18 protein-coding genes and 1 tRNA gene are annotated in these 22,937 nt (G+C 55.3%); 1 reads left to right on the forward strand and 18 read right to left on the reverse strand.

Annotated elements, in window-relative coordinates; translation table 11 throughout:
- Window positions 1-5: 5 nt before the first annotated feature.
- The 7 genes from addA to HNR45_RS04195 form a co-directional block, all read right to left on the reverse strand.
- Window positions 6-3,695: a helicase-exonuclease AddAB subunit AddA gene (addA, locus tag HNR45_RS04165; protein WP_159822748.1), complete on the reverse strand. Its 3,690-nt coding sequence runs from the start codon at window positions 3,693-3,695 to the stop codon at window positions 6-8.
- On the reverse strand, window positions 3,679-7,068 hold the full coding sequence (locus HNR45_RS04170; protein ID WP_159822749.1) for a PD-(D/E)XK nuclease family protein: 3,390 nt from the start codon (window positions 7,066-7,068) through the stop codon (window positions 3,679-3,681). Before HNR45_RS04170 ends, addA begins: the two co-directional genes overlap by 17 nt.
- Before the next feature lie 82 nt (window positions 7,069-7,150).
- Window positions 7,151-8,383 (reverse strand): MFS transporter, encoded by a 1,233-nt coding sequence (locus HNR45_RS04175; RefSeq protein ID WP_184327548.1) that lies wholly within the window; start codon window positions 8,381-8,383, stop codon window positions 7,151-7,153.
- 133 nt (window positions 8,384-8,516) lie between these two features.
- Complete coding sequence (locus tag HNR45_RS04180) at window positions 8,517-9,923, reverse strand: FAD-dependent oxidoreductase (RefSeq protein ID WP_159822751.1); 1,407 nt, start codon at window positions 9,921-9,923, stop codon at window positions 8,517-8,519.
- 18 nt (window positions 9,924-9,941) lie between these two features.
- Window positions 9,942-10,017 (reverse strand) — tRNA-Arg (locus HNR45_RS04185).
- Between the two features lie 65 nt (window positions 10,018-10,082).
- The gene (gene ychF / locus HNR45_RS04190) at window positions 10,083-11,189 is read right to left on the reverse strand and encodes a redox-regulated ATPase YchF (RefSeq protein WP_159822752.1); all 1,107 of its coding nucleotides are present in this window, start codon (window positions 11,187-11,189) and stop codon (window positions 10,083-10,085) included.
- Between the two features lie 19 nt (window positions 11,190-11,208).
- Entirely contained in the window at window positions 11,209-12,234 is a 1,026-nt protein-coding gene (locus HNR45_RS04195) for an aminotransferase class I/II-fold pyridoxal phosphate-dependent enzyme (protein ID WP_159822753.1), read from the reverse strand.
- Between the two features lie 164 nt (window positions 12,235-12,398).
- Here HNR45_RS04195 and HNR45_RS04200 point away from each other — a divergent pair, with 164 nt between their 5' ends.
- A complete protein-coding gene (locus HNR45_RS04200) occupies window positions 12,399-13,370 on the forward strand; it encodes an AEC family transporter (RefSeq protein ID WP_159822754.1) in 972 nt (323 codons plus the stop codon).
- A gap of 46 nt (window positions 13,371-13,416) precedes the next feature.
- Here HNR45_RS04200 and HNR45_RS04205 read toward each other — a convergent pair whose 3' ends face one another.
- The 11 genes from HNR45_RS04205 to HNR45_RS04250 all read right to left on the reverse strand — a co-directional run bounded on the left by HNR45_RS04205 (window position 13,417) and on the right by HNR45_RS04250 (window position 22,919).
- A complete protein-coding gene (locus HNR45_RS04205) occupies window positions 13,417-14,121 on the reverse strand; it encodes an ABC transporter ATP-binding protein (RefSeq protein ID WP_034437149.1) in 705 nt (234 codons plus the stop codon).
- Window position 14,122: 1 nt separating this feature from the next.
- Window positions 14,123-14,887: an ABC transporter ATP-binding protein gene (locus tag HNR45_RS04210; protein ID WP_024048070.1), complete on the reverse strand. Its 765-nt coding sequence runs from the start codon at window positions 14,885-14,887 to the stop codon at window positions 14,123-14,125.
- Window positions 14,865-15,833, reverse strand: coding sequence for a branched-chain amino acid ABC transporter permease (locus tag HNR45_RS04215; RefSeq protein WP_235020610.1), 969 nt, complete (start codon window positions 15,831-15,833; stop codon window positions 14,865-14,867). Before HNR45_RS04215 ends, HNR45_RS04210 begins: the two co-directional genes overlap by 23 nt.
- Window positions 15,833-16,726, reverse strand: a complete 894-nt coding sequence (locus tag HNR45_RS04220) for a branched-chain amino acid ABC transporter permease (RefSeq protein ID WP_159822755.1) — start codon at window positions 16,724-16,726, stop codon at window positions 15,833-15,835. The genes HNR45_RS04215 and HNR45_RS04220 overlap by 1 nt, the downstream gene beginning before the upstream one ends.
- A gap of 69 nt (window positions 16,727-16,795) precedes the next feature.
- Window positions 16,796-17,968: an ABC transporter substrate-binding protein gene (locus HNR45_RS04225; RefSeq protein WP_159822756.1), complete on the reverse strand. Its 1,173-nt coding sequence runs from the start codon at window positions 17,966-17,968 to the stop codon at window positions 16,796-16,798.
- Between the two features lie 30 nt (window positions 17,969-17,998).
- Window positions 17,999-18,196: a hypothetical protein gene (locus HNR45_RS07240; RefSeq protein ID WP_260399128.1), complete on the reverse strand. Its 198-nt coding sequence runs from the start codon at window positions 18,194-18,196 to the stop codon at window positions 17,999-18,001.
- Window positions 18,136-19,173: an ABC transporter substrate-binding protein gene (locus HNR45_RS04230; protein WP_200841497.1), complete on the reverse strand. Its 1,038-nt coding sequence runs from the start codon at window positions 19,171-19,173 to the stop codon at window positions 18,136-18,138. Before HNR45_RS04230 ends, HNR45_RS07240 begins: the two co-directional genes overlap by 61 nt.
- Before the next feature lie 688 nt (window positions 19,174-19,861).
- Entirely contained in the window at window positions 19,862-20,752 is an 891-nt protein-coding gene (locus tag HNR45_RS04235) for a M23 family metallopeptidase (RefSeq protein WP_159822757.1), read from the reverse strand.
- Window positions 20,749-21,264, reverse strand: coding sequence for a DUF4446 family protein (locus HNR45_RS04240; protein WP_159822758.1), 516 nt, complete (start codon window positions 21,262-21,264; stop codon window positions 20,749-20,751). Before HNR45_RS04240 ends, HNR45_RS04235 begins: the two co-directional genes overlap by 4 nt.
- Window positions 21,265-21,289: 25 nt before the next feature.
- Complete coding sequence (locus HNR45_RS04245) at window positions 21,290-22,165, reverse strand: ParB/RepB/Spo0J family partition protein (RefSeq protein ID WP_235020611.1); 876 nt, start codon at window positions 22,163-22,165, stop codon at window positions 21,290-21,292.
- On the reverse strand, window positions 22,158-22,919 hold the full coding sequence (locus HNR45_RS04250; protein WP_159822760.1) for a ParA family protein: 762 nt from the start codon (window positions 22,917-22,919) through the stop codon (window positions 22,158-22,160). Before HNR45_RS04250 ends, HNR45_RS04245 begins: the two co-directional genes overlap by 8 nt.
- Between the last annotated feature and the right edge of the window lie 18 nt (window positions 22,920-22,937).

The raw sequence follows: 22,937 nt of genomic DNA on the forward strand, positions 1-22,937 counted from the left end.
TCTCATTATAGCACGGCGCCGCCGTCGTCTTGCCACGCGATCGCCTCATGCAAAGCCAGTGAATAAATGATTTTTTTCACGACCGGCCGCTGCCAAATGCGCGTGGCCGCATGGGCGTATAAATCGAGTTGGCGATGGTAGCGCTCATAGAGTACATTGGCCGTATCCACGCGATCGGTTTTATAATCCAAAATCGCAAGATCGCCGCTGGCCGTCGCGTACAGGCAGTCGATCACGCCCTGTAAAAACACTTCATCATCGCCCGCCGGCACGCCGAGCGCCACCGATGCCGGCAACAACATCCCGAACGGACATTCTCGCAACACAAACGATGATTGGCGAATCTCAGCCGCCGTGTCGCAGGTTAACCACAAGTCGAGATCACGACGATGGGCCAACTTCGCTTCGGCCGGCGTTATTTTTTGCGCCTGCTGAAGTTGGTCGAGATACGCCTGCGCCGTCGTGGTACCGTCGCCCGCGCCGATTTCGGCCAAAATGCGATGCATGAGCGTTCCGTAACGCGCCCCGCCGTCCGGCCGCATGTCCGGCGTGACAAATTGCGGCGGACGCACCCAAGCGTCATTTATTATTTCGCTTTCCGCCGCGGCATCTTCCTCGGTCGCTACTAAACGCACCGCTTTTGTCGCGGCCATCTCATCTGCCATCTGCGCCGGTTGCACCGTCAATATCGGCAACGGATAATCCGTCGCCGGTCGTTCCGTTTTTGGCAACGGCGGCAAGGCCGCCGTGATTTCACCCAAATGATGCGTTACTTCCGTCACGGTGACTTTCGCGGGGATCTGCGTGGCAAGCAGTTTGTCATATTGCCAAGAGAGACGTTCCGAGATTTCCGTCGGCAGCGGCGTGCCTGTCAATGTGCCTTGCCGCACGTTTTCCAAACGCGGATCCACCACCGTTGTGACCGCTTCGTTCCATGTCGGTGTCACCGTCTGCACATCCCAGCGTGGTAACGTCTCGTTTTCCAGATGCGGCCACAACCAGTCCAGGTAGGAACGCGCCGCTTCCGGAGCCACATGCGCGCCGGTCGGTGACGGTCCCGCGTAAAGATACAGTTTATCCCGCGCGCGCGTCATGGCCACGTACAAAAGCCGCTGCTCTTCCGCCAGCGTTTCCCGCCGCAAAATTTCACGCAACAAATGCCAGCGCACCGTCGGGTACGTCAGACGACGCTTCGCATCGTAGCGGGACAACCCGATCCCGTAACGACGATGCAATAAAAGACGCGCCTGCGTATCTTTCCGGTTAAACTCTTTGTCGATATTCGCCAAAAACACAACCGGAAATTCCAGCCCCTTGCTTTTGTGGATCGTCATAATGCGTACCGCGTCTTCGTTTTCGCCCATGGTCGACGGTACCGACAAATCCTGCTTCTGCCGCTGCAATTCTTCCAAATATTCCAAAAAGCGCGAGATCCCGCCGCCGGCCCCGTCATCAAACTCAACCGCGCGCGCGTACAAGGCTTCCAAGTTCGCGCGCCGTAACGATCCCGACGGCAAACCGCCGACGTACGCATGATACCCGCTTTCTTCGTAGATGCGCCGCACCAGCTGACCGATGCCGGCTTGACGCGCCAACAACTGCCAACCGATAAGCAAGGCGTAAAACGCTCCGACACGGCCGCGCTTTTCCTCATCGGTGAGGCGCGCAAGCCATGTGGGCAAAACATCCCACAGCGCCGGCGCTTCCTCATTGCGCAGCAGCGCCATTTCCGCCAGATCGCGTTCATCGCAACCGACGAGCGGCGAGCGCAACACGGCCGCCGCCTCCAAATCGCGTCGGGAATTATCGAGCCAACGCAAAAGCGAAAGCATGGTCTGCACTTCGGTCGCCGCAAAATAACCGCCGGCCTGCTCCGCGTACACGGGAATCCCCGCCGAACGCAACACTTCGACAAAAACATCAATCCTAGACGCGACCGAACGCATCAAAATCACCGCATCGCGCCAGCGGAACGGACGAAACGCGCCGTCGTTTTCCTGCACGACGGCCGTCTCGTGCAAATGCAACAACTCATCCGCGATCGCCTGCGCCTGCGCTTCCATCGCCGATAACGGCTCTTCCTCCGCGTCATCGTCGGCGGGCGGAATATCCGCCGCGTCCATGGTCGTTGCGTCATCGGAAGGCGTGACAAAGCGCACGCTGACGGAACCGCCGACCCAGTTTTCCGGCGCGTCGGTGATCGTCCGCCCGGGAATGAACGCCGCGTTTTCATCGTAAGAAAATTCGGCGGCGGGCGGTTGCATAATTCGGGCAAATACTTCATTCACCGCGTCCAACACGGTGCGATCGCTGCGAAAGTTTTCCCGTAAATCAATGCGGCGCGAAGGCGCCTGCGCGTCTCGTGAAAAACGTTCGTACTGACCGAGGAAAATAGTCGGATCCGCCAGCCGAAAACGATAAATACTTTGTTTGACGTCGCCCACCATGAACCGATTATCCGCGCGCGCGATCAGGCTTGCGATCAGTTCCTGCACGCCGTTCGTGTCCTGGTACTCGTCGACCATGATTTCATCGTACTCGCGGGCGAGTTCCCGCGCGATGTCCGACGGCAACAGCGCGTCCGGCGTAGATTCCGGCGCGAGCAACAGCGTGAGCGCGTAATGTTCCAAATCGCTGAAATCGATCAAACGCTCCGATTTTTTCCACGTCGCGTACGCGGCCGCGAACGTTTCCGTCACCTTGACGAGCGCCGCGACAAGCGGCGCGGTCGCTTGCAAATCTTCCCGCCAGGTCGCGGGCGCGGCGGCTAAAATACCTTCCGTCCAGCTTTTCAACCATGCTTTCCCGGCGTCGCGAATCTCTTTGGCCGCCGTCTTGGCCGCTTTCGCCGCCTCATCCTTCAGCTTGCCGCCCGGCCAACGCATCGGCGCGTAGGCCTGCGCCGCGTCATAAATCGCGTCCCAGTCTGCCCCGTCGCAAAGCGCCGTCGCGGTCGCGTAATCCGCCGCCAAAACCTCCCGCGCATTTTGCAGTTGCGGGTACAACGCCAATTCATCCAACGCGTCCTGTAATTGCGTTCGCCATTGCGTGACGCCCGCGCGCCACTCCTCCCAAAGCGGCGTCAGATCCGCCAAGTCCGCTTCGGCATACGGCGCGGCGAGCGCCTCTAACCACGCTTCGGGAAACGGCATGCTGCGGCTGTAGTCGTACAGTCGCAACACCGCGGCGCGCAGCTGCGCGTCATTCGTTTTTGTGCGGAAAAAATCCGCCAATTGCAAAAATTCCGGCGACGCCTCTTCATAGGCTTCAAACAACGTCTGCTCCAAGGCTTCCAGCCGCCCGAGCGCCAACTCCTGCTCGCCGCCCTGACGAAAGCCCGCGTCCAAATCCAAACGGTAAAAATATTGGCGAATGATTTGCTGGCAAAACGCGTGGATCGTTGAAATTTGCGCCGACCCCAGCAGCGCCAATTGCCGATCGATGTGCGCCGAAGGCGTCGTCGCGGCGGCCGCGGCGAGCGCCGTGCCGATGCGCGTACGCATCTCCTGCGCCGCCGCCCGCGTAAACGTCATGACGAGAATACGGGTGATGTCCGCGGGATCGTGCGGATCCAAAAGCCGTCGGATGATGCGTTCGACGAGCACCGCCGTTTTACCCGAACCTGCCGCGGCGGCGACCAAAAGATTTTGGCGACGACTCGTAATCGCCGCTTCCTGTTCAGTTGTCCATTGCATCGCCGGTCTCCTTTGCGACTGTCGCGGTCATTTTTTCCAGAGCTTCTTCATCATTCAAACTCGGCAAGTAGCGGTAGCGGTTGCCGGCAAGCGCCGGGTCAAACCCGCAAACCGCGCGGTACGGGCAGTACTTGCAGGCCACGGTGTTGCCTTGGCGATAGGGCATCACATCGATCCGTCCCGCTAAAATTTGCGCGCTGATTTGCGGCAAAAGCGTCGCTATATACGCGACAATCAACCGCATCGCGGCCGCGTTTTCCGCCTTGGCGTCTTTGCGCAGGCTGCCGTCTTTATTAATACGAATCGGCAAAAAGGAAATTTCCCCGCCGACTTCGCTGTCGATTTTTTCTAAAATTTCGCGTTCCGAAAGGAAATAACCCTGCGTCTGCAATTGCTGCTTGAGCGCTTTGCGGATCGTCGCGTCATCGCGCGGCGGCGCCTTCAAATCGGCGCGCTCATCCTGCACATACACATACATAATGCCCGCCGGCAGCGCTTCGCCGTCATCCCGCCGCAACGCCGCGTACAAGTACGTCGCCAGCTGCAAACGCAGACCGTAGTACAAATCGCCGAGCGAAATCTTCGTATCGCCCGTTTTATAATCGATGATCAGGTAGTACGTCTTTCCCGTTTCGGGATCGCGATAATAATCCAGTCGGTCGATCGTGCCGATCAACGTGAATTCCGTGTCGCCGATACTGCCGACCGGCAACATGAACATTTCTTCCAAGCCGGCGGTTTGGAACGCGCCGCGCTGCGACCATTCCGCCAGACGCGTCAACGTTTCCCGCAAAGTTCGATCCAGCTGTGTGCGGATGTACGAGTAAAACGGATTCGTCGCGAAGCGGTCATTTTGTACGCGCGGCGCGATAAGTTCCGCAATGGCCCGACTGCGATCGGTGATTTCCGCCGAATCGGCATCGCGAAATTCACGCGTCTCCGTCAGCAGTTCCGCGCCGAATTGGTGCAACGCCGCGTGCATGTACGAACCGTAATCCGCCGGGGTCAATTCGCCGCGCGCGGGTTCGTCCAAATGCAAACCGTAGCGCGCGAAAAAGCGGAACGGACAGGCGCGATACATTTCAAACGCGGTGACCGAGGCGTGAAACGTGCCTTGCGGCGCGTAGAGCTTACGGCTGAGCGCGGGACCTAACACCGCCGCCCGATTCGTGTAGAACAGACTGCGCGTCCACGCGTACGCCGCGCCTTCATGCGCCGGCTGTTGCATTGCCCAGTCGTACAGGCCGAACCATTCTTCCGCGGGCGATTCTTCGCGCAACGCCTGCGGCAATCCCGCCAAACTTTGGCGCGGTCGTACCCAGCCATCCCCCGGACAGGAGCTGACGGCCGGCTGAATGGAACCCGTCCAACCGAGCGCGACCAGGCGTCGCAGTAAAAAGGCCGGTTCCAACGCGGTGCCGTCTTCATCGGCGCGCGCGTAACTCAGATACAATTTTTCCTCGGCGCGTGTCCACGCCAAATATTGCCATTGCCGCTCCTGCAAAGCAAGCGTGACCGAGTCCGTACCGAAGGCCAGGTCCAGTTGCGCCAGTTCCGTACGATCACGATCCGACCACAGACTCAACGGTTGCGGACGCGCGGGAAAGACGCCTTCATTTTGGCCGAGCACAAACACCGCGCGCGCGTTGAGCGGATAGCCGCGGTCAATCGTCGTAAAAGTGACGTGATCGAGCGTCGGCGGAATCAACGCGTAACTCAACTCCGCGAGCAAATCCGTCCAAATGCGCGCCACATCTCGAGCCGGCCATACTTCTTCGCCGCCGACTTCGACCCATTCATCCAAAAGCGCGTAAATGCGTTGCAAGACCTGCTGGCGACTGCGATAAATTTCTTCCGTCAGATTTTCGCCCTGCGTTAATAATTCCGCTTCGAGCGGCAAGCGAGCCAGCAGATCATACATGACCAGCGCCACTTCACGTACGGTCGCCTTCGTTTTAAATACTTGCGCCAACGGCGCCAGCCATTCTTTAAGCGTCGCGCGTACGCCGTTGACCCGATCCCAGCGCGCCTGCTCGCGTTCCGTCACCGGCTCCGGCGCTTCCAGACGGCGAATGCGGCGATGCTGCCAAGGTTCCTCTTTGGTCCAGTCGCCGCGGCCGATCGCAAACTCGCGGCAATACATTTCAAGTTCTTCCACGTCGCGTGTCGCCACCGGCAGCAGTCCGGTTTTCAGCAAACGCAGCACCTGCGGCGTGGTGTAACCTTGCGCCGCCAAGGTCAGCGCCGCGCTTACAAAGACCGCCAGCGCGTCGTGGCGCATCGCCTGTCGACGATCCGTAAAATACGGAATCTCGTAGCGCTCAAACGTGCGGCGCAAGCGCTCCGTATACGCGTCATGATGCCGCAGCAAAACAATGATATCGCGGTAGCGGTACCCCTCTTCCCGCACAAGCCGCTGGATCTCGGTCGCCACGGCCGCCGTCTCTTCGTCACGACTCGCCGCTTCGGTGACGCGCAAGCCGGCGACGGGCGCATCGCTTGCTTCGCCGCGGGTCACTTTTTCGGCCGCCAAACCCAGCTGCGAATGCGGCCAACGCGGTGTGTCCGTCAAACCGATTTCGGTAATCTTCGCAAAGGCGTGATGCGCCGCTTCGTAAATTTTCCAGGAGCTGTGCCAAAGCGATGTCGGCGCCGTCGCCTGCAACGGATCTTCCGGCGGCAAAAGCAAGGTCATGACGGCGCGTTTCGCCCGCTTCATGACCGCCTCGACAATGGTCCAGTCGCGCGGCAGAAATTCGAGGAAGCCGTCCACCCAAATGGATGCTTCGGCAAGGTATTGCGACATTTCAATATCGCGCAACAGATTTTCCGTTTGCGCTTCATAATCGGGAAAATGCTCCGCGAGATATTCCTGATAGGCTTGCGCCAACAACGCCGTGTCCCGCAGTTTATTACCGAGCGCTGGCGTTGCTTCGGTCGCCGCCCGGCGCAAATCGTCCGGCTCTAATTGGTAATGACCCAATTCCTGCAGCTGGTGATCAAACACTTCGGTGAAATGCGGTTGCCGCGCCGCGCGGGCAAGCGTCGTAAACTTATCGCCGTGCGCAAGCAGTAAACGTCGCAAAATAATTTGGCGCCCGAGCACGGACAAGCCTTTGCCGCCCTGCGTGCCCTGCTCATCAAAAATGCGATACGCGAGCCGCGCGAAACCGAGCACTTCGATATTGCCGAAACCCTGCCCCGGTAAATACGCGGCGAGTTCCCGCTCCACCGTGTACGTCGCCGCGTCGGGCACCAGCAAAATGCAGCGTTCGAGCGGGTGCACCGCCGCATGTTCCGCAAGCGCTTTGAAACACCGCGTCGTCTTACCGCTGCCGGCCCGTCCGAGCCATAATTCGATTGCGTCTGCCATAGCTCCTCCTCTTTGTTTTATTATAGCAAAGGACGCGAGCCGCTTTATTTTTTTGCATGAAAAAACCGGAGATCTCTCCGGTTTAAAAATATTTCTGGATATATTTTTCGGACAATTGCGTATACACCATGGCCGTAATCAGGAAAAAGGCGAGTGCGGTCGACCAAAAGACCGAGCTCAAGCCCAACGTCATCGCCAGGTAGCCGGACACCATCGGTCCGAATACGTTGCCCATCAAGGAAAAACTGGACGTGACGCCGAACGCGATACCGCGTTTTTCATCCGGCACGGAGCGCGCGATGATCGCATTCGCGCTGGGCATCAAACAACCGATCGCCGCGCCGTTGAAGAAACGGAACAACCCGAGCCACCAGACATTCGGCGCGAAATACTGCGCGATGAAAAAGAGTCCCGCCAGAAACGAGCCGATCAGCAACACTTCGCGATGACTCAACCATTGGATGATGCGTCCCATGTTGAGCGATGTCGTCGCGCTGGCGACGCCGCCGATGGCCAAAATGATTCCGGAAATGCTCGCGAGCACCGCGGTATCGCCCACCATGCCTTTCACATACAGCGGCAAAATCGGCCCCAAGCCGGTCAATGCGAAATTGACGAAAAATTGAATCAGCATCATCAAGCGTACAATCGGCAGAGAGAAAAAGTAACCCACATTTTTAATGATGGATTCTTTTGCCTTTTGCGGTTTCGGCTGAAAATCTTCGTGAATAAATCGGCGCGTCACGAGGTAGCCCAACGCGAGCAGCGCCGCGAAACAAAGAAACGTTTCACGGTAGCCGATGACATCCGCGAGAATCCCGCCGAACACCGGCCCGATCGTCGCCCCGAGGACGATTCCCGTCTGGTACGTGCCGAGCGCGTACGTCGAATATTTTTCCGGCGTGATGATCGCCACCATCGCCAAACCCGCTGCGATAAAGCCGCCCACGCAGCCTTGAATCGCGCGCAGAAGCAACAGCTGAAACGGTGTCTGAACCAATGACATCAGCGTCAGCACCACCGTAAGCGCCGCTAAAATTTGCAGTAAAATTCGTTTGTGACCTTTACGATCACCGTACGCGCCCCAATACGGATTGGCCAGCGCCGCCGTAAAACTCGTCACACCCGTAATCAGACCGGCCCACATGCCGGCCGCGCCGGGATCCGTCACCCCGAGTTCGTGTACAAATAACGGCACAAAGGAAATCAAGCCGATAATCGATGTCCCCGCTAAAATCTGCACCGCGACCAAATAATATAAGTTTTTGCGCCATAATTCCATCGTATTCCTTCTTTCTTCTGTGACTCTATTCATTCGTAACGACTCATTCGTTTCGTTGTATTTAGACGCATTTTATTGTAACAACACAGATTTTTATTATATCACAAAAAACTGCTTCGAAAAACTTTTATTTTCGAAGCAGTTTTCTTTGTGCAGATTCATACTTTTATTTCGCGGGTGTGTCCGGATTCTTCGCCGCCTCTTTTTGACCTTCGGCAGCTTCTTTGGCGGCGGCGGCGAGCTTATCCATATAAGCCGCCATACCTTGCGCGGTCTTTTTCGCTTCGCGCATCGCCAGCACCACGGTCGCCGGACGATGTACGATATCGCCTGCCGCAAATACGCCCGGCAGATTCGTCGCGCCGTAATACGGCTCTTTTCGCACACGGATATAGCCTGCTTGATCATTTTCAAGATCCGGCAGACTCGCTCGCAACAATGTGCTCGGCACGTGCCCGACCGCGATAATCACTTTATCCGCGATAATTTCCTCGCGCTTGCCCGTACCGTGCAACTCGCCCAAATCATTGATCGCTTGCTCTTCGTAGATAAAGGCGCCGACTTTTTCATGACCCGACACGCCGACGGGCGCCGCCAAAAAACGGAACTCGACGCCTTCCGCCGCCGCCGCTTCATATTCCGACGGCAGACAGGCCATAAATTCCTGCGTGCGCCGATACGCGACCGTGACTTTCCGCGCGCCCGCACGCAACGCTGTACGCGCCGCATCCATCGCGACATTGCCCGCGCCGATCACCACTACACGATCCTCGCGCTGAATGACAAATTCTTCTTTCGTCAGTTGATGATCCGCCAGCGCCTGTGCCGCATGCAGCACGTCCATCGCCTGCAACACGCCCGGAAGATCATCATTTTGCAAGGGCAAATCTCGCGGTTGCGTCGTGCCGACGCCGAGAAAAACGGCCTGATAGCCATCTGCCTCTAAATCCGCCAGCGTAAAATCCTTGCCGAATGTTTGGCCGCAAAGAAATTTCACGCCCATGGCGGCGAGCCGTTCCGTTTCAAAGCGCACGACCGCTTTATTGATCCGAAACGAAGGAATCCCGTGCAACAACACGCCGCCCGGTTCGGCCGCGCTGTCGTACACGTCGATATTGTAACCGAGTTGGCGCAAATCGTTCGCCACCGTTAGCCCGGCCGGTCCGGAGCCGATGACCGCCACCTTTTCTTTTTTGCGCGGCAGTCGGCGTGGCGTATTGAGCATCATGGCGTTCGCCACATCGCCGATAACGCTTTCAATCAGACCGATTTTGACCGGCTGATGACGTCGATTTAAAATGCAATGCCCCTGGCATTGATTTTCGTGCGGGCACACGCGTCCGCAAACGGACGGCAAATTACTGCGTTCGTTGATGATCCGAATCGCCGCGCCGATATTACCGACGGCCAGTTCAGCGATAAATTGAGGGATTTCATTACCGATCGGGCAACCGGTTCGGCAGGTCGGCCGCGGGCAATGCAAACAGCGTTGCGCCTCCACAATCGCCTGCGCCAAATCTTCCATGGTCACACGAACCCGATCCGTCGCCAACGGAAATACCGTAGGTTTCATAATGCCTCCCAAAATGATTGGTGCGCCCAAGATGATTCGAACATCCGACACGCGGTTTAGGAAACCGCTGCTCTATCCCCTGAGCTATGGGCGCATGCTAAATATCACTGCAGCCGCCGCCCCGCGAACCATGTCGCGGACGGCGCAGCCAATTTTTACTTATACGTTAAACCGGAAATACGTGACGTCGCCGTCGCGCATGATGTAATCCTTGCCCTCGAGTCGCAGCACGCCTTCTTCACGCGCTTTGGTCATCGAACCGGCCGCGATCAAATCATCGTAAGAAACGATTTCCGCGCGAATGAAACCGCGTTCGATATCCGTGTGAATTTTGCCCGCGGCCTGCGGCGCTTTCGTGCCTTCGACAATAGTCCAGGCGCGGCATTCGTCGCTGCCGGCGGTGAAAAAGTTGATTAAGCCGAGCAGCGAGTACGCGGCTTTGATCAAACGATCCAGACCCGCTTCCTCTTCGCCCAAATCCTCCAGGAAAACTTTCGCTTCCTCCGGACTGAGCTCGGCAATTTCCGCTTCGATCGCGGCGGAAATCGTGACCCATTGCGCGCCTTCCGACTCCGCCAATTCTTTAACGCGCACGACGTGCGGATTCGCCAGCGGATCGGAAATTTCATCTTCGCCGATGTTGGCGACATACAGTACCGGTTTGCGCGTGAGCAAATTCAATTCGCGAATCAGCGCTTCCTCTTCCGGCGTCAGTTCCACCAGACGCGCGGGCTTGCCTTCGCTCAAACACGCTTCGACTTTAAGCAACACATCGAGTTCCGCTTTCGCTTCTTTGTTGCCGGATTTCGCGACTTTTTCAATTCGCTGGCGGCGTTTCGCCACCGCGTCCAAGTCGGCAAGGCCCAGCTCCGTCATAATAATTTCAATATCGCGCAGCGGATCGATCGAACCTTCCACATGCGTGACATTTTCATTTTCAAAGCAGCGCACGACTTGCGCGATCGCGTCCGTTTCACGAATATGCGCGAGAAATTGGTTGCCGAGCCCTTCGCCTTTCGACGCGCCCGCCACCAGACCCGCGATATCGACGAAACGCATGACGGCGGGAATACGCCGTTCCGGCTGAAACATTTCCGTCAGCACATCGAGTCGCGCGTCGGGAAGTTCCACGATGCCCACGTTCGGTTCGATCGTGCAGAACGGATAGTTCGCCGCTTCCGCGCCCGCTTTGGTAATCGCGTTAAATAACGTCGATTTACCGACATTCGGTAAACCGACAATGCCTACCTGTAAATTTGTACTCATACCTACCTCACTCTATTCTTTATGCCTGCGTTAAGCGCAGTTGCGCAAAGGTTTCTCCCGCGCCGCCGTACACTTCGCCCGCCACGAGTTCCGTCGCGGCAAAGGCTTCGTGCTTCGGCAGATCCTGCGCCGCCAGCCACAAATACGGTAACGTCGGTTCGCCCCAATAGGGAATCCCGCTTGCCGTAAGCTCGTCGCGAACGGTTTTCTGGCGCGCGGCATACGCTTCCAAAATCGCGCTCCACTCCGTTTGCCCCGCGTCACTCAACCACGCGTGCAATCCCGCGAGCAACAACGGCGACACATCGGGCGCGCCGAGATATTTGCGCACAACATCCGCCGCCGGATACGCATGTTGATCCGAGCGGTCGGCCACGAATTCATCCGGCACGACGACCGCCGTTAAACCAGGCAAGCCGAGCGCGGCGAAATCATACACGGTCAACACGCATGCCGCGGCTCCGTCGATCGCGTAAAATGACTGCGCCTCACGTAAATACGGCGCAAAACTGGCGTCGGCAATCAGCGTCAGACCCGACTGCTCGGCGTAACGCACCCAACGCAACTGATCGCGCGCGGTCAGCGCGACCCCCGTCGCGAGTGACGGCTGCGCGATATACAACAATCCGGGTTCATGCGCCGGTAAACCGATGCGCCAATCGATTTCGTCAAAACCGCTGATATATTCCACGCCGCGATAGTAACCCGAATCCCAGTCGCCGGTATGACCTTCCGCCACCTGGCGATCAAAAACGGTCAGCTCGTCCGGCTCGGTGACGGCGAAAATATGACCCGCCTCCCAAAGCGTCGCCAATTCCTCTTTACGAATGCCGAAGCGAATCGCGGCGGGCGTAACGGCTGCGCCGTGCCGTTGTAAATACGCGGCAAAGGCTTCCTGCAGCGCGGTAAGCGAGGGCGCCGGCGCGCCTTGGATCGTTTGCGAGAGCGCGCCCGTTACCGTTTTTGTTGTCGGCAGTCGCCAAACGGGCGGCCTGTCATAACCGCCTTGCGCGCGTAATCGCCATATCGTTTTCTTTAACTGCACCCGCTCACCCCGTCATCCCATCCCGCGCCGCAAAGGCACCCGTCAAAATAGTTTCGCACTGTAATGATACTTTATCTATTTTACCATATGCGCTGACCTGTCGTGCGAACGTCGCCCACATTTTCTTATTTTGTGATATTCTAACAATAATAAGGGAGTCAACGATGGAAATTATTCATATCTTAGTGTACAACATGTTGCCGCTGATTGGGATCGCCGCGCTTGGCTATTGGCTGGACAGCATGTTTCCGATTGATGTCAAATCATTAACCAAATTAACGTTTTATATTATCCTGCCTTCGTTTATTTTCCGCAGTATTTTCCTGATGCCGTTCGATACCGGCATGATGGTTCTGTTTGCGGCTGGCGCGTTGCTTTTTCTGCTCCACAGTCTGTTCGCCACCGGCATTGCTAAGCTGCGCGGCTATGACAGCGGCATGCGGGAGGCGTTTCGCGTCGGCACGATGTTCAGCAACTGCGGTAACGTAGGCGTCTCGATGATCACGTTGATCTATTCCAATCCGCCGTTTATCAAGGGTCCGGAAGCCCCGTATCATGATGCCGCGATGGCGGCCATCACCGTGCTTTTAATTTTGATGAACGTTTCCGTCAACACCATCGGCCTGTACTTGGCCGGCAAGGGTCGCATGACGGCGCGCGACGCGATGTTGATGGTACTGCATATGCCTACATTGTACGTCATTTTCGGCGTCGTGTTTTGCAAATGGCTGGCGCTTCCGGTAGACACTTGGTTCGTTTGGCCGATGCTTTCCATGGCGGCGAAATCATTGCCGTTCATCGCGATGGTGACGCTGGGCATTCAGCTGCACCGCACGACATTGACCTGGTTCAACCCCGATGTGTGGCTCGCGATTTTTACCCGCCTGATCCTCGGTCCGCTCTTTGCGCTCGCGATTATTTACGCGTACGGTCGTTTCGATCCGCTGACCTCGCAGGTGTTTTTGATTTTCTCCGCCGTGCCGAGCGCCGTCAACAGCGTCATGTTCGCCGTCGACTTCGACAACTATCCCGGCTATGCCACGCAAGTCGTCATGCTCGGGTTCGTCATGAGTTGTTTCACGCTGACGACAGTGATTTATCTGGCGCGCTTTCTCTTTCCCATACCGATGTGGTAAGACGCATCAAAAAAAGACCGTTTCACGTGAAACGGTCTTTTTTAGTTCAGCCTCCGAGGTACGCCGCGCGTACGGCTTCGCTCTGCATCAGTTCCTGACCCGGTCCTTCCAACGTAATCTTACCGGTTTCCAGAACGTATGCGTAATCGGCGATCGACATCGCCATATGCGCATTTTGCTCGACGAGCAAAATCGTGGTGCCCTGCTCATTGATATGCTGAATGATATCGAAAATTTCTTTGACGAATAACGGCGAAAGCCCCATGGACGGTTCGTCCAAAAGCAGCAGTCGCGGCCGGCTCATCAACGCACGCCCCATCGCGAGCATTTGTTGTTCACCGCCGGAAAGTGTACCCGCCAACTGTTTTTTACGTTCCGCCAGACGCGGAAAGCGTTTGAAAACCAATTCCATGTCGTGAGCGACGCCGTCTTTATCTTTGCGTGTGAACGCGCCGAGTTCGAGATTTTCCAGAACGGTAAGCGGCGCGAAAATGCGGCGCCCTTCCGGCACTTGGCTGATCCCGCTGCGGACAATCGACTGCACGTTTTTCTTCGTGATGCTTTCGCCTTCGAATGTGATGTCACCGACCTTAGGCCGCAGCAGGCCCGAAATCGTTCGAAGCGTCGTGGATTTGCCGGCGCCGTTGGCCCCGATGAGAGCGACGATCTGTCCTTCCTTCACGGATAGGCTCACGCCTTTCAAGGCATGGATGGCACCGTAGTACACGTGAATGTCATTGACTTCGAGCATCTTATGCCTCCGCTCCCAAATACGCCTTGATAACGTCCGGATTGTGGCGAATTTCATCCGGCACGCCATGCGCTAAAATTTTACCGTAGTCCAGTACATAAATCCGTTCGCAAAGCTGCATGACCAAACCCATATCGTGTTCGATCAAAAGAATGGCCAGGGAAAATTCATCACGCAGGCGCCGAATTAATTGCGTCAGCTCCGCCGTTTCCTGCGGATTCATCCCCGCCGCGGGCTCATCCAAAAGCAGCAAACGCGGTTTGGTCGCCAACGCGCGCGCGATTTCGAGACGGCGCTGTTCACCGTACGGCAAGTTGCGCGCCAGTTCGTCGCGTTTGGCGTCAAGATTGAAAAGTTGCAATAATTGTAACGCCCGCGCTTCGATCGCTTCTTCTTCACGACCGTAGCGGCCGACGCGCAATACGCTTTCCAAAAGTGTATAACGCGCGTGCAAGTTGCAGGCGATTTTGACATTTTCCAGTACGGAAAGATCGCCGAAAAGACGAATGTTTTGAAACGTTCGCGCGATCCCCGCCGCGGTAATCTGGTACGGTTTTTTACCGACCAGCGACTGTCCGTCAAAGCGAATCTCGCCCATGCTCGGACGATACACGCCGGTCAAGAGATTAAACGCCGTCGTTTTACCGGCGCCGTTCGGACCGATCAGGCCGATCAATTCGCCCGCATCAATATGTATCGTAAAATCCTGCACGGCTTTGATGCCGCCGAAAATTTTAGCGACACTAGTCGTTTCTAAGAGCGCCATGACGGTCACCTCCCTTGCCCCACTTCGGCAGGAACGAGGTCAGCTCCTGGTTGCCGAACAGGCCCCGCGGCCGGAACATCATCAAGAGAATGAGCATCAGCGCGTAAATGATCATGCGGAATTCCGGATAATCCGAAAGCGCCGCCGTGAGAAATGTCAGCATCACCGCGCCGACCACCGAGCCCGTCATACTGCCGAGACCGCCCAGCACGACCATGGTGAGATAGTCGTACGATTTCAGGAACGTAAAACTCGACGGGTGCGCGATGGAAAAGTAATGCGAGAAAAGTCCGCCCGCAAGTCCGGCAAACAGCGCGCCGATCGTAAACGCGAGCACCTTGTAGCGCGTCGTGTGGATTCCCATCGCTTCCGCGGCGATCGCATTTTCACGCACGGAGATGCAGCCGCGACCGTAGGTCGAGTTAATCATATTTTTCAGCACGTACAACGTGACCAACATCATCAGGAACACCCATGAAAAAGTGGTTTCTTTCGGAATTCCCGTCATGCCGGACGCGCCGCCGATCGCTTCGATATTTAAAATGCAAACGCGGATAATTTCTCCCATGCCGAGCGTCGCAATCGCCAGGTAGTCCCCGTCCAACCGCAACGTCGGAATACCGATCAGAAAACCGATCGCCGCTGCGGCGAGACCGCCCGCCAACAGACTCAAGGCAAACGGCCAGTCATAAAAGACGGTGCCGACGGCGGAGACATACGCGCCCACCGCCATAAAGCCCGCATGACCGAGCGAAAACTGGCCGGTGATGCCGTTAATCAGGTTCAGGCTCGCCGCCATAATAATGTTGATCGCAATCACGACCACCTGCAGCCGCCAGAAATTCGGCAAAACTTTTTCTTCGACGAGGAAGTAGAAAACGGCGTAAAGAGCGAGCGCCAACACCCACCAAAGGGCGTCGTATTTGCGTTTTTTGGCTATCATCATTACACCTTTTCCCCTTCCACTTTGCCCAGTAAGCCGGTCGGCTTAATCAGCAAAATTAAGATGAGGATACCGAACGCCGCCGCATCACGGAATGTCGAAGAAATAAAACCGCTCACAAGCGCTTCCACGACACCGAGGATCAAGCCGCCGAACATCGCGCCCGGCACGATGCCGATACCGCCCAAAACGGCGGCGACGAAAGCTTTCAGACCGGGCATGATGCCCATCAGCGGATCAATCGAGTTGTAGTAGACGCCGACGAGCACGCCCGCCGCGCCGGCGAGACCCGAACCCAACGCGAACGTAAACGAAATGACGCGATCGACATGGATGCCCATCAGCTGTGCCGCTTCCGTATCAAACGAAACGGCGCGCATGGCTTTGCCCATCGTCGTGTATTGCACAATGTAGGTCAATAACGCCATCAGCACCAGCGCGGACACCAAGATGACGATTTGCTGCAGACTGACCACGATCGGTCCGAGATTGTATGTCGTATTCTCAAACACCGGCGGAAACGTCCGCGGTTGCGGTGTCAGGAAAAACATCGTCGTATATTCGATCAGCAAACTGACGCCGATCGCCGTAATCAACAGCGCGATTTTCGGGCTGTTCCGCATCGGCCGATAAGCGATTTTCTCCACGACTACGCCAACAATAGCCATGACCACCATCGCGGTGATCAACGCGGGAAAAAATGACATTTGCCCCGCTGTCGTCGCAAAAAAGCCGACGTAGGCCCCCAGCATGTAGATATCGCCGTGGGCAAAGTTGATGAGGCGCATGACACCGTACACCATCGTATAGCCTAACGCTATCAGCGCATAAATACTGCCCAGCGAAACGCCGTTAATCATCTGCTGAATCGCCTGTACCCACCAAGCGGACTCCATTCCTTCCCCTCCTTACTGCTACTACGAGGCAGCGCGCAGCGATGAACGCTGCGCGTTACGTTTTCTTGCTTACGGTTCTACCTTCGACAGGAACTTCAGAGCGCCGTCTTTGTAGGTCATAATATACGCGCCTTTGATCGTGTCATGGCGTTCGTCAATGTGCATCTTACCGGAAACCCCTTCAAAGTTTTCCGTTTTGGCCATCGCATCTTTAATTTTTTCCGGTTCTACCGAATTTGCGCGAGTAATCGCATCCGCGATCATGTACATCGCATCGTAAGCGAGCGCCGCGTACGCATCCGGTTTCACACCGTAGGCTTTTTCATAGGCCGCCACAAAATCCATCGCTTTTTTATTGTTTTCATCAACGGCATAGTGGTTACTGAAATACGTATTGTTCAAGTTTTGCGCGCCGGCGATTTCCGCCAACTTCGCGCTGTCCCAACCGTCCGAGCCCAAAATCGGTTTCGTGTAACCCATTTCGCGCGCCTGTTTGATGATCAGGCCGACTTCCTGGTAGTACGCCGGTACAAAAATCGCATCCGGATCGCTGGCAATAATTTTCGTCAGCGTCGCTTTAAAATCGGTATCTTTCTGCAGGAAACCTTCGGTACCGGTAACCGTGCCGCCGGCGGCCGTGAATGCTTCCTCGAAGAATTTAGCCAACCCCTTGGAGTAATCGCTTGAGTTATCGACAAGAATCGCTACCTTTTGCGCATTCAACTGTTTCAACGCAAAGCTCGTCATGACTTTGCCCTGGAACGAGTCGACAAAGGTGGAACGGAACATGAAATCGCGTACTTTATTCGCTTTATCATCCCAGGTCACGCGCGGATTCGAACCCGTCGGGCTGATCCCGAGAACTTTGGCGGAGGAATTGATCGCGGACGCCGCAATCGCGTTCGAGCTGGTATCCGGAGCAATCGTGGCAATCGCACCGTCATCAATCAATTTTTGCATTTGCGTCGTGGCTTCGGCCGCTTCCGAGCGGTTGTCACCGACTTGCAGGCTGACCTGCTTACCCATGAGGCCACCCTTTTTGTTGATTTCATCCACCGCCAGTTTAATCGCGTTCGCGGAGCTTTGACCGAAGGAAGCCTGGTTACCGGTCATTTCCAAGTTCGCGCCGATTTTGATCGTATCGGCCGCTGCTTTTTTGTCACCGCCGCCGCACCCGGCAATCAATCCGATTGTGGCCATTGCCATGACCGCCGTCGCTACTTTCTTTTGCCATTGTTTCATGTTCTTACCCCCTTGTTTGCTTACTTTTATCTATTGACTCAACTGAATTCGCTTCAGGAAACGTCGTTCGCCGTCCACCAACTGAATGACCACACCGCTCGAAACGGTATTGTGATCGGCATCGATGGAAATTTTACCGCTGATCGCTTTGAAATCCTGCATCTGCGTCAGTTCCTGTTGAATCTTATGCGGATCGGTCGACTGCGCCTGCCGGATGGCTTCAAGCAAGAGTCGTGTCGCATCGTACCCGAGCACCGCGTAGGAATCCGGTGTTGCAACAGTTCATAACGTGTGATGAACTGTTGCAACACCGGATCCGTATCATTTGGCGAGTAATGGTTGGTGTAGTAGGTATTGTTCAGATTTTTAGCGCCCGCAATTTCCACGAGTTTATCCGAATCCCAACCGTCACCGCCGACGATCGGCACATTCCAGCCGATCTCACGCGCCTGCCGAACAATCATGCCCACTTCCTGGTAGTAGCCCGGCACAAACAAAACGTCCGGGTGTTGCGCTTTCAACTTTGTCAACGTGACTTTGAAATCCACGTCTTTTTGCAGGTACGCTTCTTTGGCGATGACCGTACCGCCCGCAGCCGTAAAGCTCTTGGTAAAGAAATCCGCCAAGCCGATCGCATATTCACTCGCGTTATCGACCAGAATTGCCGCTTTGCGTGCTCCCAAGTCGCCGTAAGCGAACTCGGCGGCGATGTGCCCCTGGTAAGAATCAATGAAAGTCGCGCGGAACACATACTCTCGCACCTTGCCCGTCGCCGGATCGATCGTAACCGCCGGATGCGTCGCCTTCGGACTGATCAACGGAATTTTATTCTCCGCCACCATCGGCGCCACCGCAATCACGTTCGAGCTTGTATCCGGACCGATGATGCCGACCACGCCCGCATCCAACAGCTTAAACATCGCATCACTCGAGCCGGCGACATCACTGCGGTTATCAAGCGCGATCAGCTGAATTTGCTTGCCGAGAATTCCGTCCGCACTGTTCACTTCATCGATCGCCATTTGCATGGCATTGACCGTCGATGTGCCGAAGCTGGCGTTCGAACCGGTCATTTCCAAATTACTGCCGATCGTCACTAAATGATCATTCTTCGGACTTCGATTCGGCTGACAGCCGGTCATACCGACCAACGCAATCGTACCGACGAGCGCGCTGATAATCAGCGCCCGCCACTTTGTTTGCATGGGCATCCTCCTACCTTTCCCAATCATGATTAAAAGGTATACTTCTTATGCGATTTATTATATTATCCGTAAATACCTCGGTCAACACCTAATTTACAAGCATTTTGCAGGGTTTTGGTATTTTGTATACAGAAAAACAACGGCGTATTTTAGAATTTTTTGCAAAACTCCCGCCGTTAGGGAGATCATTGCTGTTTCCTGAAAAATGATGCAAAAATAAAATACAAAAACAGCTTGCTTTCATCGCAATATCGTGTACACGATTTTAAAATTAGCATAGCCTATTCAATTTTTCGTATACTCTTTTTTCTGGCATCTCGAAAAAACGCTCTCCTTTTTGCCGTCACTTTTTTCAGCAGCATACGGTTTCACATCGCTGCCGTAAAATGCGCAAAATTTGCATTTATTTTCCCTTTTTGTCTGTTTTGTATCTTCTGCTATTCAAATTTTATTTTCTTTCCTTATTTTGCCTTTCATTTTTGCAGCCATGTGTCGGTTTCACGAAAATTTTCGTCGGCTGTTTGGCGCGCGTCATAAAAACTTTTTAATTCATTTCCTTGAAGTATACAAATTTTTAAAATAAAAATTTTATGTCGGCACCTTTTAAAAAAATTTCGTCGACCGGAAATAAAAACAGAAAATTTTTCCGCAATATTTTTGACCAATAAAAAAGACCGCAAAGCGGTCTTTACTTTTTTGTCGGTAAAAACAACATCGGATCAACCGGCACGCCATCAACACGTACCTCGTAATGAACGTGACTGCCGGTGCTGCGCCCGGTGCTGCCCATGAATGAAATTACGGTACCCGTCTGCACCTTGTCGCCGACTTCGGCGATAATCAGCGAGTTATGTCCGTAACGCGTGACGATGCCGCCCGGGTGCGTGATTTCCACCATATAACCGTAGCCGCCGGCCCAACCCGCCGCGGTGACAGTCCCGTTCGCGGTGGCCTGTATCGGAGAGCCGTAATCGCCGGCGATATCTACCCCTTCATGAAAACCTATGCCGTCGCCGAACGGATCGTTTCGCCAACCGAAACTGCTGGAAACATATCCCTGCGCCGGCCAAATCGAGGGCGTATCACTGGTCGCGCCGTCATTCGGTATAGGGTGATATACGGGCGTAAGGTCAATTCCTTCCGCCAACGATTGCCGTAACATCACAAGCGAGTTGAAGCGCTGCTCGGCATGCGTGGAAAGCGCGGTAATGCGTTCCAACAGCGCCCCCGGCGTTACCGCCTGCGTCGCTGCCGGCTCACGTGCCACAGTACCGCCGTCACCTTGCGGCGCGGTTCCCGCCTGCGAGCCTTGGATCATTTGACGTACTTCCGCATCCAACGCATCTAAACGCTGCATTTTAGTTTGCAGCTCGGTCAGTTTTTGGTTGGCGATTTCTACCTGCCGCTGATGCAGCTCATTTTCCTCGCGCAACCGATCCACTTCCCAATGCTGGTAGTATCCCCAACCGATCATCGTTAACGCGGCAAGCAACACGATGATTTCCGCCACCACCAAAGTATAAAACCATTTTTTGCGCATGGTCCACGTGACGGTGTCGGACGTTTGGAATGATTTCATACCGTTCCTTTCTCCGGTCCGCCGCCCCGTTCAAGCGCACGTGCCAAGCTGTCTTCTTCTTCTCTGCTGGGACGGGATAAATAGCGGCCGGCGCGAACTTCCTTCGCGTAGACGCGCGTTTCTTCCGAGCCGCTGATCGCGGACACCGTGACCCCGTTACCCCGTCCGTCAAGCATGGTCAGGGAAAAGCTGTCCTGCTGACCGTTGGCGGCAAAGGCATTGTACTGAACAAAACCGATTTGCTGTAATGCGGCATGTTGTACACGCGAAAGATTTTCCTGCGCCGCGCCCATCGCGCTGATGGATGCGCCCAGTTCGCGCAATTCACGAACTTCCGTCGCAAGTTTACGTTCCAGAGTGTTACCGTCTTCGCCGCGCATGAAAAGATTATATTTTTGTCGTAATTGACGCATTTGCGTATATAAAACGAGTACATAAACTAATATTATAACGAGCAGGGCAATTAATACGCCGAGCATAATCGTACCCGTCGTCTCCGTCAACCAAGCCATACTTCCTCCTGTTTCACGTGAAACATTATTTCAATAAGGTTAAAAGCCGCTCCAGCTCATCCCAGTTCGCATACGGAATGCGAATTTCACCATGCGTCTTGCTGCCGCTGCCCTGCGCGGTAATATCTACTTTCGTCCCGAGCAATAAGGTCAGCTCTTCACTTTCCGCATCGAGATAAGCCTCGACGTTCGCATCTGCTTTTTTGGTTTTTTTCTGTTTCTGGGATTTCGCGGCCGGCGTTTTGGCTTTCGCAAGTAACGCTTCTACCTGGCGCGCGCTTAAACCTTCCGCGGCAATTTTTTGCGCCCAGCGCACCTGCGCATCCGGATCCTCTACCACCAATAAAGGCCGCACTTGTCCGACAGTGAGTTCGCGACGCGCCAACAGCTCGCGTACAAAATCCGGCAATTGGAGAAGCCGCATCATATTGGTAATATACGGACGGCTGCGGCCGACTTTAGTCGCAATCTGCGCCTGCGTCAGAGAAAATTCATCGCGCAGACGATAGTATGCCGCCGCTTCTTCAATCGGATTTAAATCTTCACGTTGCAAATTTTCGATTAACGCGACCGCGGCCAGCGCTGTATCGTCGTAATCACGAATGATTGCCGGCACGGTGCGAAGTTTGGCAATTTTAGCGGCGCGCAAACGCCGTTCTCCCGCGACCAGTTGGTAGCCGTCCTCGGCCTTCATCACAATGAGCGGCTGAATAATGCCGTACTCTTTAATCGACGCGGCCAAGTCGTTCAGTTCATTTTCGGCAAATTTCTGACGGGGTTGCTGCGGATTCGGCACAATCTCCGTGAGCGAAATTTCCTGCACCGCGTTTTGCGCCACCGACTCGCTACCAGGAAGCAACGAATCCAGGCCACGGCCCAGCTTCATGCCTTTTTTAGCCACGCCGCAACACCTCCTGCGCCAATTCGCGATACACTTCCGCACCTTTGGATTTGCCGTCATAAAGAATGATCGGCTCGCCGTAGCTCGGCGCTTCACTCAATCGCACATTGCGCGGAATCAGCGTGCGGTAGACTTTTTCGCCGAAATGTTTTTTGACTTCATCGGCCACCTGTAAAGACAAATTGGTGCGACCGTCAAACATCGTCAATACAACGCCTTCCAAATGCAAGCTCGGATTCCAGTTGCCCGAAACCGAACGGATCGTCTGCAAAAGCTGCGCTACCCCTTCCAATGCGTAGTATTCGCACTGAATGGGCACCAGTACCGATCCCGCCGCGACTAACGCATTCACCGTCAAAAGTCCCAGCGAAGGCGGGCAGTCGATCAAGATATAATCGAATTTCTTTTTTAATTTACCTAAGGCGTCACGCAATTTTGTTTCACGTGAAACCATGTTGACCAATTCGACTTCCGCGCCGGCCAATGCGATCGTCGCGGGCAAAACGGACAATCCCTCCACGGCGGTCTTCACGCATGCTTTTTTGGCGGCCGCGCCTTCGATCAGCACTTCATACCCGGAACTTTCGATTCGGTCTTTGTCGATCCCCAGGCCGCTGGTCGCATTTCCCTGCGCGTCCATATCCACTAACAGTACGGCTTGACCGGCTTCCGCCAGGCAGGCCGCCAGGTTTACGGCGGTCGTCGTTTTGCCCACGCCGCCTTTCTGATTCATGATGGCAATAATTTTGCCCACCGTGGCACCTCCATTTCT

Source organism: Negativicoccus succinicivorans, assembly GCF_014207605.1.
GTDB classification, from domain to species: Bacteria; Bacillota; Negativicutes; order Veillonellales; family Negativicoccaceae; genus Negativicoccus; species Negativicoccus succinicivorans.